This is a genomic window from Eggerthella sp. BIOML-A1 (assembly GCF_009875595.1).
Lineage (GTDB): Bacteria > Actinomycetota > Coriobacteriia > Coriobacteriales > Eggerthellaceae > Eggerthella > Eggerthella lenta.
The window spans coordinates 96,577-109,678 of sequence record NZ_WWRZ01000006.1; the positions used below are offsets into that span (position 1 = coordinate 96,577).

Consider the following 13,102-nt stretch of genomic DNA (forward strand, 5'->3'; position numbering starts at 1 on the left):
GAGCACTACGTGGATATCAAGCAATCGTCTGAAAAGCGGTTCGCACTTTTGATCGATGCCGACAACGTGTCGGCGAAATATATAAAGCCCATCACCGACGAGCTGTCGAAGTACGGCACCGTCACCTACAAGCGCATCTACGGCGACTGGACGCTCACGCTCCATGCCAAGTGGAAAGACGCGCTGCTGGAGAACTCCATCACGCCCATCCAGCAGTTCGGCTACACTCAAGGCAAGAACGCCACCGACTCGGCCATGATCATCGACGCCATGGACATCCTGTACACGCGCTCGGTGGAGGGCTTCTGCATCGTGTCGAGCGACAGCGATTTCACGCGTCTGGCCAGCCGTATCCGCGAAAGCGGCCTCACGGTCATCGGCATGGGCGAGAAGAAGACGCCCACGCCGTTCAGAAAGGCATGCGACATTTTCACCACGCTGGAGCTTCTGCTGGGCGACACGGGCGGCAAGTCGGGCGGACGCAACAGGAACCGTCACGACCAGGGCTCGTCGTCGAACGGCCAGGGCGCTGGAACCACCACCATGAGCAAGGACGAGATCGAGCAGGCCGTGGTGAACATCATCACGGACAACCAGAACAACGGCAAGTCGACGGGGCTCGGAGAGGTGGGCAGCCGTCTGCTGAAGCGCTACCCCGACTTCGACGTGCGCAGCTACGGCACGAACCTGCTGTCGAAGCTGCTCGACGAGTTCGCCAGCGTGCAGATCATCAAGGACGGCAGCTCGGTGGCCGTGGTGCTGGCCGAGGGTGCGAACGCTCCGAAGGACGCTTCCCCGGAGGCAGAGCAGGCACCCGAGACCAAGCAGGCCGACGACGTGAAAGACGCGCCGGTTGCAGAATCTGAAGGATCGACGGACGCACAGGGCGCCGCTGAGGCGAAGCCGGTCGAGAAGAAGCCCGCGTCGCGCCGTCAGCCGCGTCGTCGCAAGGATCAGGTCGCGGCGCAGCAGGGATCCGAGGCTACCGAGGAGAAGCCGGTTCAGGAACCGGAACTCTCAGCGGAGCCCGCAGGCGAGCAGCATGATCGTCTGGCCGAACCTGTCGTCGAAGCCGAGCCTGCCGAGCAGCCTCCCTCGGACAACCGTCCCGGACGTGCCGCCCGCATGCGCGCGGCTGCTTCTCGCTCGAGAGGCTCGGAAGGGCGCAAGCAGGCGGGGAAGAAGCAGACCGAGAAGGGTGAGCGCTCGGACGGCGAGGTGCCTGCCCAGGCCGCCGCGCCAACCGAGGAGCAGAAGCCCGCTGCGAAGCCGAAGCGCAAGCCCGCGAGGGCGAAGGCCCCCAAGGCCGAGCAGCCGGTCGCCGAGGCTACGGCGACGCAGGAGGAGCCCGTCGGGGAAGCGCCGAAGCGGGAGCCCGAAGCGCCCGCGAAGCGCGCACCGAAGCGTCCGGCCAAAGCGACTGCGAAGGCTGTCGCCGAAGGCGCCGCTGCCCCGTCCGACCCCGAGGCGTTCATCCGCCAGACCGTGGCCGCCGCCGAGCCGGAGGGGATCGCGCTGTCCGTGCTGGGCAAGCGCGTGCGCGGCAAGTTCCGCACGTTCAAGCTGCGCGATCTGGGCTACGCGCAGTTCAGGCCCTATCTCGACGACCTGGACGGCATCAAGGTGGAGCAGCGCGACGGCCAATCCTACGCCCGCCTCGACCGATAGGCGCGAATCGCCCGCGAGGGGTTTCTCGTGCGGTGCCGCAGGGAGCCGCCCGATTACGGCTCGTGGTCTGCGCTCGGGGCGTCGAGCGGAATACCGCGCCCCCTTGGCAGAGGCGCGCATAAGTCGAGGACTTGGACTCCCTGCCCGATGCCGTGCGAACTCGCGGGCGCGGAAATGGACGAACGCGGCGGCGCATCCCGGCTCGTGACGGTCGGGCAACAACCGTTCGTTGAAGTCGTGAGGCGGCGTTTTCGGGTTCTTCTCCCATGATATCCTTGCAGCGTGAAAGCTGACGAGGTAGGAGAGGCATGAAGAAGATAGTCATGGTTATCGTCGCCGTCGCGCTGATCGCGGCCGGCGTGTTCGGAACGCTCGCCGTGCAGCGCACGTTCGAGCCCAGCATCTCGCTGTCGTCCACGTCCATCCAGGAGCAGCTGTCCGATTGCAGCGAGCTTGCCACGGCCAAGCTGGACTACCGCGGCCTCGTGCGCTACGAGAACGGCGACATCGACTTCATCACGAAGAAGGCCTTCACCATGGTCTACGATGCCGAGGTGCGCGCAGGCGTGGATCTGGCGCAGGCCCGCGTCGAGGTCAGCGGCAACGCCATCACGGTGAGCCTGCCGGCGCCGCAGCTTCTGGGCATCGAGATCGACCCGAACTCCCTCGAGTTCTACGATTCATCGTTCGCGCTGTTCAACTGGGAGAACAAGCAAGATACGGCCGAGGCGCTGAAGGTGGCGCAGCAAGATGCCGAGGGCAAGGTGAACCAGGCTAACATGCTGGAGCAAGCCAAGGCTCAGGCGCATACGCTGGTCGAGAACCTGCTGAAGCCCTTCACCGTCGGCGACAACGCCTATACGGTGACGGTGGTCGACCAATAGCAACGCGTGCAAGAAGAAGGGCGGCCCTGGAGCCGCCCTTCTTCTTGCAGAGGAACCGTTCCCCTTACGCCAGCTCGTTCTCGCTGAACGCATCCTCGCCGAACGTGATCTCCTTGCCGGCTTTGCGCCACTCGCGGTACTCCGACGTGGCGGTGAACAGCACGTCGGACGACGAGTTGAGCGCCGTCTCGCACGAATCCTGAACCACGCCGATGATGAAGCCGATGGCCACCACCTGCATAGCCACGTCGTTGCCGATGCCGAACAGCGAACATGCCAGCGGGATGAGCAGCAGCGACCCTCCTGCCACGCCCGACGCGCCGCAGGCGGACACCGCTGCCAGCGCGCTGAGGATGACGGCGGTGGGCAGATCGATGGACACGCCCATGGTGTGGGCGGCCGCCATGGCCATGACCGAGATGGTCACCGCAGCGCCCGCCATGTTTATGGTGGCTCCCAGCGGGATGGACACCGAGTAGTTGTCCTTGTCCAGCCCCAGCTTGCGGCACAGCTCCATGTTCACCGGGATGTTCGCCGCCGAGCTGCGCGTGAAGAACGCCGTGATGCCGCTGTCCTTCAGGCAGCGCAGCACGAGGGGGTAGGGGTTCTTGCGGATGCCCCAGAACACCAGCAGCGGGTTCGTGACGAACGCGATGAACAGCATGCAGCCCACCAGCACCAGCAGAAGCTGGCCGTACTCGGTGAATATCTCCAGGCCGTTCGCGCTCACCGTGGTGTACACGAGGCCCAAGATGCCGAAGGGCGCCAGCGAGATCACCCAGCGCACCACCTGCGACACGGCGTCGGACACGCTGGCGAACACGTCCTTCGTGCTCTGCGACGCGGCGCGCAGCGCGATGCCCAGCACCACGGCCCAAGCCAGGATGCCGATGTAGTTCGCGTTCATAAGCGCGTCCACCGGGTTCGACACCATGTTCATCACGAGCGTGCCCAGCACCTCCCCGATGTCCGACGGCGAGCTCTGGTCGGCCGCCGGAGCGCTCAGCGTGAGCTCGATGGGGAACAGGAAGCTGGCCACCACGGCCACGAGCGCCGCGACGAACGTGCTCACCACGTACAGGAGCACGACGGTTTTCATCGATCCGGCGGCACGAGCGTTCGCGAGCGCGCTGATAACCAGGAAGAACACCAGAATCGGCGCGACGCCTTTCAGCGCCGACACGAACAGCGTGCCCAGCAGCTCGACGACCTCGATGTTCGGCACCGCCACGCCCAGCACGCCGCCGATCACCAGTCCGATGACGATACGCTTCACCAGGCTGACCGAGTTCCACGCCTGGACGACCTTCTTGATTCCCATGATGCGTTCCTTTCCCGTTGAGTCGCATCATAGTAGCAGAAAGAGGGCGCGCGCACGAAAAGCGTTCGGACGACGGTTTTCTTTCCCGCCGTTTTTGGTATCATGGTCGCTGCGCGCTTTCGGGCGCGATGCAACGCGTGCGGGCGTGGCGGAATTGGCAGACGCGCCAGATTTAGGTTCTGGTGGGGAAACTCGTGAAGGTTCAAGTCCTTTCGCCCGCACCATCAAGATACGTCGCGGCGCGCTTCGCCCAATGCGGGATGCGAAGGCTGCGCGTCCGTTCCTCATGCACGCTTTTGTCAAGCTAAACGCATCGTTGGACCCGCATGCGCTTGACAAAAGCGTGCACGAGCAGAAAAAGGCTCGCAGCTTCGGCGTTCGGGCGAGCTAGGCGAAGAACTTTCCCAACAGAAAGCCTATGACTACGCTGAGGGCGGCGAACAAAGCGGCGGTGCCCACGAGGCGCGTTTCGCGACGCTCGCGGCGCTTGCGCTCCTCTTCCTCCTGTTTGAGCATGGGAAAGTAGGAGTATCCGTCCGACGTGATGGTGACCACGGTGCCGCGGCGGTCGTCGATTTTCTGCATGAGCGCGCCGTGCGCGATGAGCTCTACCTGCAGGTCGTCGTCGGGGCGATAGGGGAAGGCGCAGTGATACACGAGGTCGCCGTCGACGGTGCACGTTGCGCGCTCGTAGTCCAGCAAGCGCGCCAGCTCGCGTTCCTGCAATATGTTGAGATCGATGGTGGGCATGGAAGCCTCCGGCTGCTGCGTTTCGGGTGCGTTTCGCTTTCGGCTTCATGATACCGTGATCGGGCGATTAGCGGGAGGGCAAAATCGATTTGTAACCTTCGAGATTCGGGTAAGAGGCGCCTTCCTTGCCGTCCAATGGCGCTACGCTTCCGTTTCGACGGTGAGCTTGCCCGAATCGCCCGACTCGATCCGGAAGGGGTAGGCGATCAGTTCCAGGCCCAGCAACAGCACGTGGTGCTCGATGTTCGCGAACGGGCTGATGATAAGCAGCACGGCCAGCACCATCTCGAACACGGTGAAGGCCAGCTTCAACGCGAAGGGCCTCCTTCCCTTGAGCGCGTGCACCACCTCGTCGATCTCGTCGGCGGCCTTGTACAGGCCCAGGAGGCCCCACATCACGCCGACGAAGCTGATGGAGGCATGTCCCTGCACGAGGATGACGCCGCCGAGCACGCACATGACCACGGCCCGCCCCAGCACGGCCGGTTCCTCGGCGAGGCTGCGCGCGTCGGCTCGCGCGCCGCTCGCGTGCGCAACCGCGTACACGAGGCCTGCCGCGCCCGATACCGCCATGAGGCCTCCCAGCAGATACGGCAGCGCGTCGGTGACGGTGTCGGGGATCAGCAGGCAGCACATCCCCAAAAGCGGCAGGAGCAGCAGCGAGACCACCGACACCTGCTCGCTGCGGCTGCGGGATTTGATGGCTTTGAGGGTGCGGTCCTGGGGCATAAGGGGCTCCTTGCGTCCTTGTCGAAAGTCGTCTCATGGTAGCATGACTTTCGATGCCGGCGGAATTTTCAACGGGCGGTTCCCCGGTTTCGTTTCCGTTGCACCCTGGTTGCGTCCCGGTTTCGTCGGTTCTTCGTGAACCTGCCTCATCTTTACTTCCCGGCTGGGCGCATATGTGCGATAATTCCGTCTCGGTGTGCTTGGCTTGCTTTGCAGGTCGTAACGCATCGCTGCAAGGGAAGGCCAAGGCAGTCGCACCGAACGATGCCGCAAGGCGACATATGAATGATGGAGGATAGTTACGTGGAAACAAAAGTTGAGGCATTGGAAGATAACCGCACGAAAGTGACCGTTACCGTCGATGCCGCGGACATCGATGCCCGCATCAAGAAGACCTACAAGGACTTCGCCAACAAGTACAACTTCCCCGGGTTCCGCAAGGGCAAGGCCCCGCGCCCGATCATCGACAACGCCCTGGGCGCCGAAGCCGTGCGCGCGACGGTCACCGACGACGTGGTCAACGGCACCTATCCTCTCGCCATCGACGATTGCGACCTGTACCCCATCGCCAAGCCTGAATTCGACGAGACGGACCTCGTCGAGGCCGGCAAGCCCTACACCTTCTCGTTCACCGTCACGGTGAAGCCCGAGATCGAGATCTCCAGCTACGAGCCCGTCGAGATCGAGCTGCCCGCCGAAGGCACGACCGACGCCGAGATCGACGAGCAGATCGACGCCCTGCGCGAGCACTACTACTCGTTCGAGGACGCTTCCGCCGCCACGAAGGTGAAGGAAGACAGCTATATCGACCTGGCCATGAAGGCCACCGACGACAAGGGCGAGGAGATTCCGTCGCTCACGACCGAGAACCGTCCCTACGGCTTGGGCGCGAACCTGTTCCCGGCCGAGTTCGACGAGCAGCTGGTGGGCCTGAAGAAGGGCCAGACCGCCACGTTCACGCTGGACATGCCCGCCGATCCGCCCATCATGCTGTCCGCGCTGGCCGGCAAGACCGAGAAGATCAACTTCGAGGTCGAGGTCAAGGTCGTCAAGAAGAAGATCGTTCCCGAGGTCAACGACGAGTGGGCCAAGGAGCAGATGGGCTTCGAAAGCGTCGAGGACCTGCGTGCGCGCATCGCCGAGTCCGTCACCAGCCAGAAGGCCGACATGATGCCGCGCCTGAAGGAGAACGCCTGCCTGTACGCGCTCGCCGAGCGCGTGGAGGGCGACGTCCCCGAGGCCATGCTGGAGGACGCGGAGGCCAGCTTGATCCAGGACTTCTTCCAGCAGCTGCAGAGCCAGGGCATGACCTTCGACGTGTACCTCGCCCAGCAAGGCATCACGCCCGACCAGTTCAAGGAGGACGTGAAGAAGCAGGCCGAGGACATGTCCAAGCAGGATCTCGCGCTTGACGCGTGGGCCCGCCACTTCGGCATGGAGGCTACGGCCGAGGAGGTCACCGAGGAGTTCGTGAAGAGCGGCGTCGAGGATCCCGCGGCTCTGGAGGCCGAGTGGCGCTCGAACGGCCAGCTGCACATGGTGCGCCAGGGCGTGATCCGCACCAAGGCCGTGAAGGACATCATGGACAAGGCCGTCGTGACCGAGCTCGACCTCTCGAAGAAGAAGGACGAGGAAAAGAAGCCGGCCAAGAAGGCTGCGGCCAAGAAGACGGCCAAGAAGGACGAGGCCGCAGGCGACGAGCCCGCGAAGAAGCCCGCCAAGAAGGCCGCTCCGAAGAAGGCTGCGAAGAAGGACGAGGACGTCGAGGCCAAGGCCGACGACGCAGAATAGCACCGTGAGCACATCGAGCCGTCCGGCCGCGCATCCGCGCGTCGCCGGGCGGCTCGAGGTAACGAAACGGTACCCCGGCCTTGCACAGCGCAGCGATAAACCTCACTATGGCATAAACGCAAGCAGGCCGCCGAGCGGCCGCAAGAGACAAGCGAGGCAACCTTATGAGCTTTGATCCCAAATCAGCACTGATTCCCTACGTTATCGAGCAGTCCCCGCGCGGCGAGCGCAGCTACGACATCTACTCCCGCCTGCTCAACGATCGCGTTATCTTCCTGGGCGAGCAGATCGACGACAACGTGGCCAACTCTGTGGTGGCGCAGCTGCTGCACCTCGAGAGCGCCGATCCGGACAAGGACATCTCCCTGTACATCAACTCGCCGGGCGGCTCGGTGACCGCGGGTCTTGCCATCCTTGACACGATGGACTTCATCAAGTGCGATGTGTCCACCATCTGCCTGGGCGAGTGCGCCTCTATGGCCGCCGTGCTGCTGTCCAACGGCGCCAAGGGTAAGCGCCTGTGCCTGCCGAACTCCATGGTGCTCATCCACCAGCCGTCCGGCGGCGCGCAGGGCCAGCAGACCGAGATCGCCATCGTGGCCGACTTCATGCTGAAGACCCGCAACCGCCTGAACAAGATCCTCGCGGACAACACGGGCCAGACGCTGGAGACCATCCAGAACGACACCGAGCGCGACAACTACATGACCGCCGAAGAGGCCGTCGCCTACGGCCTGGTCGACCGCATCACCACCTCGCGCGCGGTTGCGCCGAGCTCCGACGAGTAGAGAAGCGAACAGGATACATGAACGACAGACGCGACGACGAATTCGAAGGCCGAGACGCCGATATCGCCTGCGCCTTCTGCGGCAAGCAGCCGCATCAGGTGGCGGCCATGATATCGGGGCCGAACGGCATCTACATCTGCGACGAGTGCATCTCCGTGTGCGCCGATGCCATGATGCGCGACCTGGGGCTGAGCGTTCCGGGCCACGACGAGGCAGCGATGGCGGAGGGCTTCTCCCATGCCGAGGAGGGCCGTCACGCGCGGGTGGGCGACGGGGTCGTGACGGCTTCGGTCGCCGATCCGGCGCCGGAGGACGTGTTGGCCGACCTGCCCACGCCCCACGAGCTGTACGCCGAGCTCTCCGAGCACGTGGTGGGTCAGGAGCAGGCGAAGCGCGCGCTGTCGGTGGCGGTGTACAACCACTACAAGCGCATCAGCCTGGGCGCGGACGCCGTAGACGGCGACGTGGAGCTGGCGAAGAGCAACATCATGCTTCTGGGTCCCACGGGCTCGGGCAAGACGCTGCTTGCGCAGACGCTGGCTCGCACGTTGCGCGTGCCGTTCGCCATCGCCGACGCCACCACCCTCACCGAGGCGGGCTACGTGGGCGAGGATGTGGAGAACATCCTGCTCAAGCTCATGACCGCGGCCGACTTCGATATCCCGCGCGCCGAGATCGGCATCATCTACATCGACGAGATCGACAAGGTGGCCCGCAAGGCCGAGAACCTGTCCATCACGCGCGACGTGTCGGGCGAGGGCGTGCAGCAGGCGCTGCTGAAGATCGTGGAGGGCACGGAGGCCAGCGTGCCGCCGCAGGGCGGCCGCAAGCACCCGCAGCAGGAGCTCATCCATATCGACACCACGAACATCCTGTTCATCCTGGGCGGCGCGTTCGTCGGGCTTGCCGACATCATCGCCGACCGCGTGGGCAAGAAGGGCCTGGGCTTCAACGCCGAGCTGCCCGAGAGCAAGAAGCACGCCGAGGCCGAGCTTTTGGCGCGCGTGCTGCCGGAGGATCTGAACAAGTACGGCATGATCCCCGAGTTCGTGGGGCGCATCCCCGTGGTGACGTCGCTCAACGAGCTTTCCGAGGAAGATCTCGTGCGCATCCTCACCGAGCCGAAGAACGCTCTGGTGAAGCAGTACACCAAGATGTTCGAGTTCGAGGATTCCGTGCTGACGTTCGAGCCGGAAGCCTTGAAGGCCATCGCTCACGAAGCGGTGGAGCACGGCACGGGCGCCCGCGGCCTGCGCTCCATCTGCGAGCGCGTGCTGCAGGACGTGATGTACGACCTGCCCGAGCAGAAAGGCCCGTCGGCGGTGACCATCCGCGCGACGGACATCACGGGGGAGACGAAGCCCGACATCGAGCCGACGGACGGGGCGGAAGCTCTTCCGGCGGGCGATGCGGCAAGCCTGCAGAGCGCGTAGCGCGGACGCGGGATACGGTAAACGAGCGGGCGGATCGCGACGAGCGGCGCGCCCGCTTTTCGGTTTGAGAGACTTTGAGGACGAAAGAGCAGACCATGGCCGATAACACGAACGACAAGAGCGGCAAGAAGATCGACTACGACTTCGCCGCCCACGAGCGCCCGCTTTTCGAGGCGTGGATGAACGCGGGCTACTTCCAGCGTACGCCCGAGCTGGGTGCGGGCAAGGGACAGCCCTATACCATCGTCATCCCGCCGCCGAACATCACGGGCGTGCTGCACATGGGCCACGCCCTCAACGACACCATCCAGGACACGTGCATCCGCCGCGCGCGCATGCAGGGGCGTCCCACGCGCTGGATCCTGGGCACCGACCACGCCGGCATCTCGACGCAGACCAAAGTGGACAAGAAGCTGGCCGATCAGGGTATCAGCCGTCTGGAGATCGGGCGCGAGGCGTTCATCGAGGCGTGCTACGACTGGTACAAGGAGTACGGCACCACCATCGTGAACCAGATCAAGGGCATGGGCTGCTCGTGCGACTACGACGACGAGCACTTCACGCTGGAGCCGGCGTACGTGAAGGCCGTGCGCAAGCTGTTCGTGGACTGGTACCACGACGATCTCATCTACAAGGGCAAGCGCATCGTCAACTGGTGCCCGCATTGCACCACGTCCATCTCGGATGACGAGGCCGAGTACGTGGACGAGACGGGCCACTTGTGGTACCTGCGCTACCCGCTGACCGAGCCGGTGGACGGTCTGGAGTACCTCGTGGTGGCCACGACGCGCCCCGAGACGATGCTGGGCGACACGGGCGTGGCGGTGAACCCGAAGGACGAGCGCTTCAAGCACCTCGTGGGCAAGACGGTGAAGCTGCCGCTGGTGGACCGCGAGATCCCCATCTTCGCCGACTGGCACGTGGACATGGAGTTCGGCACCGGCTGCGTGAAAACCACGCCCGCGCACGACCCGAACGACTGGGCCATGGGCGAGCGCAACGGCCTCGAGCGCATCAACATCTTCGACGAGACGGCGCACGTGGTCGACGGCTTCGGCCGCTTCAGCGGCATGGACCGCGACGAGGCGCGCGAAGCCGTGGTGGTCGCGTTCGACGAGCTGGGCCTGTTGGACAAGGTGGAGGACCACGACCACTCCGTTATGACGTGCTACCGTTGCCACACGAAGCTGGAGCCCTGGGAGTCCGAGCAGTGGTTCGTGGCCGTCGACGGCCTCAAGCAGGACGCGGCGCGCGTGGTGGAGGACGGCTCCATCCAGTTCCACCCCGAGCGCTGGAAGCAGGTGTACCTCGACTGGCTGGCCAACCTCAAGGACTGGTGCATCTCGCGCCAGCTGTGGTGGGGCCATCGCATCCCCATGTTCTACTGCGATGAGTGCGGCTGGGAGGACGCGTCGGTGGAAGACGTCGAGACGTGCCCCGTGTGCGGCAAGCCCGTGCGCCAGGACGAGGACGTGCTGGACACGTGGTTCTCGTCGCAGCTGTGGCCGTTCGCCACGATGGGCTGGACCGAGGAGGGCATGGACGCGCCGCAGATGAAACAGGCGTATCCCACCCAGGTGCTGTCCACGGCTCGCGACATCATGGGCCTGTGGGTGGCGCGCATGGTGATGGCATCCATGTACTGCACCGATCGCATCCCGTTCGAGCACGTCATCATCCATCCCACGGTGATGGCCGCCGACGGCAAGCCCATGTCGAAGAGCCGCGGCAACGGCGTGGATCCGCTGCGCCTCATGGAGGACTACGGAGCCGACGGCATGCGCTTCGGCCTGCTCATGCAGGTGACGGGCGCGCAGGACCTCAAGTTCAACGAGGCGAAGCTGGAAAGCTCGCGCAATTTCGCGAACAAGATCCGCAACGCGGCGCGCTTCGTGACAATGAACCTCGACGACTACGTGCCGGGCGCGCCCGAGCCCGTGACGCCGGCCGACCGTTGGATATTCTCGCGCCTAGCGGGGCTTGTGGCCCGCGTCGACGAGGCGTACGGGAACTTTGAGTTCGGCGAGATCACGCGCGAGCTGTTCTCGTTCTTCTGGAACGAGTTCTGCGACTGGTACATCGAGTTCTCGAAGGCGCGCCTGAACGGCTCGCCTGAGGATCGCGCGGCGTGCCAGCGTAACCTCGTGTTCGTGCTCGACCAGGCGCTGCGCCTGCTGCACCCCATCATGCCGTTCGTGACGGAGGAGATCTATCAGCAGCTGCCTATCGACCGCACGGAGGCGCCGTACCTCATCGTGGCCGCATGGCCCGATGCCGAGGCGCTGGCGCAGTACGTGGACGCGGATGCCGAGCGTGCCATCGACATGGTGTGCGAGACGGTATCGGCCATCCGCAGCACGCGCGCCCGCTACGGCATCTCGCCGAAGACGCAGCTGGCCGTGGCCGTGAAAGCGGGGGAGGACGACATCGCGCGCTTGGAGGCGCAGCGCGGGCTGATCGAGGGCATGGGCAATGTGGCCTCGCTTCAGATGGCCGCCGACGTGGAGAAGCCGGCCGAGTCCAGCGTGACGCTGGCGCCGGGCCTCGAGGTGTACATCGTGCTGTCGGGCCTGGTGGACTTTGAAGCCGAGCGCGCCCGCCTGGAGAAGGAGCGCGCGAAGCTGGCCGCCGACGCCGCGAAGCTGGGCAAGAAGCTGTCGAACCCGGGCTTTTTGGCGAAGGCCGCGCCCGAGATCGTGGAGAAGGATCGCGCCAAGCATGCCGAGATGACCGACAAGCTGGCTCGCGTGGAAGCGCAGCTGGCGGAGCTGGGGTAGCCTGTGTTCCCGTACGCGAGCATCCATCCTGAGGTTGCGAGCGCCGCGACCGACCTGCTGAGATTCGATTATTACCGGTTGGTCGATCCGCGCGACCACCGGGTGTTCGCGTACGACCGCGATGGGGATCGTCTGATCGAGGTCGACGGTCCCTGCTACCAGCTGTGGAACCAGGACGATCCGTGTCTCAACTGCTCGTCGCGCGCTTGCCTGACGATGCAGGACGCCGTATTCAAGATCGAGTACCTCGACGGTCGCGTGCTTCACGTGACCAGCGTGCCGATGGACATAGAGGGTGCCGAGCTTGTGCTCGAGCTGATCAAGGATGTGACGGACAGCCTGCTGGTGGCCGACATCGAGGTGCGCGACAACATCGAGATCACCCAAATGATCACGAAGTTCAACGAACTCGCCGTGCGCGACGGGTTCACGAAGCTGTACAACAAGACCTTCATCAACAACGAGCTGGAATCTCTCGTTCAGGCTGCACGTGGCGGATCGCCGGCGGGAGAGGCCGCCGTGGTTCTGCTCGACATCGATGGATTCAAGCAGATCAACGATACGTACGGGCATATTGCCGGCGACGACGCCTTGCAGTACTTCGCGAGCAAGATGCGCAGTTTCTCACGCTCTTTCGACGGGTGGGTCGGACGTTTCGGCGGCGATGAGTTCGTGCTGTGCGCGCCGAAAGGACTTTCGGAAGACGATCTGGAGCGTCTGTTCGCTGAGATCGACGCGATCGAGCGCCATGTGTTCCAGGCTGAGGCGGGGTCGTTCTCGCTTGCGGCAAGTTGCGGCGTGTGCTTCGTGCGGCCGGATGACACCGTTCGCTCGCTGCTGGATCGCGCTGACGTTGCCATGTACCGGGCGAAGGAAAGCGGCCGAAGGTGGGTTGAGCGCTAGGGCGTGCGGAGCGCCGTCGAGGTGCGCGGTTGATTTTGCGATCCGGCGTTCGGCCGTC

10 protein-coding genes and 1 tRNA gene are annotated in these 13,102 nt (G+C 64.5%); 8 read left to right on the forward strand and 3 right to left on the reverse strand.

Features of this window, described 5'->3' with window-relative positions; genetic code table 11:
- Positions 1–9: 9 nt before the first annotated feature.
- Positions 10–1,668 carry an NYN domain-containing protein gene (locus GT590_RS08360; RefSeq protein WP_161171001.1) on the forward strand — a complete coding sequence of 553 codons (1,659 nt, stop codon included), beginning with the start codon at positions 10–12 and terminating at the stop codon, positions 1,666–1,668.
- A 308-nt stretch (positions 1,669–1,976) separates the two neighbouring features.
- Positions 1,977–2,552, forward strand: coding sequence for a DUF4230 domain-containing protein (locus tag GT590_RS08365; protein ID WP_009304207.1), 576 nt, complete (start codon positions 1,977–1,979; stop codon positions 2,550–2,552).
- 64 nt (positions 2,553–2,616) lie between these two features.
- Here GT590_RS08365 and sstT read toward each other — a convergent pair whose 3' ends face one another.
- Positions 2,617–3,873, reverse strand: coding sequence for a serine/threonine transporter SstT (gene sstT, locus GT590_RS08370; RefSeq protein ID WP_156996297.1), 1,257 nt, complete (start codon positions 3,871–3,873; stop codon positions 2,617–2,619).
- 139 nt (positions 3,874–4,012) lie between these two features.
- Here sstT and GT590_RS08375 point away from each other — a divergent pair.
- Positions 4,013–4,097 (forward strand) — tRNA-Leu (locus GT590_RS08375).
- Between the two features lie 163 nt (positions 4,098–4,260).
- Here the strand turns inward: GT590_RS08375 and GT590_RS08380 are convergent.
- Positions 4,261–4,623, reverse strand: coding sequence for a hypothetical protein (locus GT590_RS08380; RefSeq protein ID WP_009304209.1), 363 nt, complete (start codon positions 4,621–4,623; stop codon positions 4,261–4,263).
- A gap of 141 nt (positions 4,624–4,764) precedes the next feature.
- On the reverse strand, positions 4,765–5,352 hold the full coding sequence (locus tag GT590_RS08385) for a DUF308 domain-containing protein (protein WP_156996298.1): 588 nt from the start codon (positions 5,350–5,352) through the stop codon (positions 4,765–4,767).
- Positions 5,353–5,655: 303 nt separating this feature from the next.
- On the opposite strand from GT590_RS08385, the gene tig reads away from it, so the two are divergent.
- The 5 genes from tig (at position 5,656) to GT590_RS08410 (ending at position 13,044) form a co-directional block, all read left to right on the forward strand.
- Positions 5,656–7,143: a trigger factor gene (tig, locus tag GT590_RS08390; protein ID WP_009304211.1), complete on the forward strand. Its 1,488-nt coding sequence runs from the start codon at positions 5,656–5,658 to the stop codon at positions 7,141–7,143.
- Between the two features lie 164 nt (positions 7,144–7,307).
- Positions 7,308–7,931, forward strand: a complete 624-nt coding sequence (locus tag GT590_RS08395; RefSeq protein WP_156996299.1) for an ATP-dependent Clp protease proteolytic subunit — start codon at positions 7,308–7,310, stop codon at positions 7,929–7,931.
- Positions 7,932–7,948: 17 nt separating this feature from the next.
- Positions 7,949–9,364: an ATP-dependent Clp protease ATP-binding subunit ClpX gene (gene clpX, locus GT590_RS08400; protein WP_156996300.1), complete on the forward strand. Its 1,416-nt coding sequence runs from the start codon at positions 7,949–7,951 to the stop codon at positions 9,362–9,364.
- A gap of 95 nt (positions 9,365–9,459) precedes the next feature.
- Positions 9,460–12,141, forward strand: a complete 2,682-nt coding sequence (locus GT590_RS08405) for a valine--tRNA ligase (protein WP_114550500.1) — start codon at positions 9,460–9,462, stop codon at positions 12,139–12,141.
- 3 nt (positions 12,142–12,144) lie between these two features.
- Positions 12,145–13,044 (forward strand): GGDEF domain-containing protein, encoded by a 900-nt coding sequence (locus tag GT590_RS08410; protein WP_021410445.1) that lies wholly within the window; start codon positions 12,145–12,147, stop codon positions 13,042–13,044.
- Positions 13,045–13,102: the final 58 nt, after the last annotated feature.

What these genes read in the sequence shown, in the direction of transcription:
- GT590_RS08365 (WP_009304207.1), top strand. Translation starts at nt 1,977, where the DNA reads ATGAAGAAGATAGTCATGGTTATCGTCGCCGTCGCGCTGATCGCGGCC.
- sstT (WP_156996297.1), bottom strand. Translation starts at nt 3,873, where the DNA reads ATGGGAATCAAGAAGGTCGTCCAGGCGTGGAACTCGGTCAGCCTGGTG.
- GT590_RS08380 (WP_009304209.1), bottom strand. Translation starts at nt 4,623, where the DNA reads ATGCCCACCATCGATCTCAACATATTGCAGGAACGCGAGCTGGCGCGC.
- GT590_RS08385 (WP_156996298.1), bottom strand. Translation starts at nt 5,352, where the DNA reads ATGCCCCAGGACCGCACCCTCAAAGCCATCAAATCCCGCAGCCGCAGC.
- GT590_RS08395 (WP_156996299.1), top strand. Translation starts at nt 7,308, where the DNA reads ATGAGCTTTGATCCCAAATCAGCACTGATTCCCTACGTTATCGAGCAG.
- clpX (WP_156996300.1), top strand. Translation starts at nt 7,949, where the DNA reads ATGAACGACAGACGCGACGACGAATTCGAAGGCCGAGACGCCGATATC.
- GT590_RS08405 (WP_114550500.1), top strand. Translation starts at nt 9,460, where the DNA reads ATGGCCGATAACACGAACGACAAGAGCGGCAAGAAGATCGACTACGAC.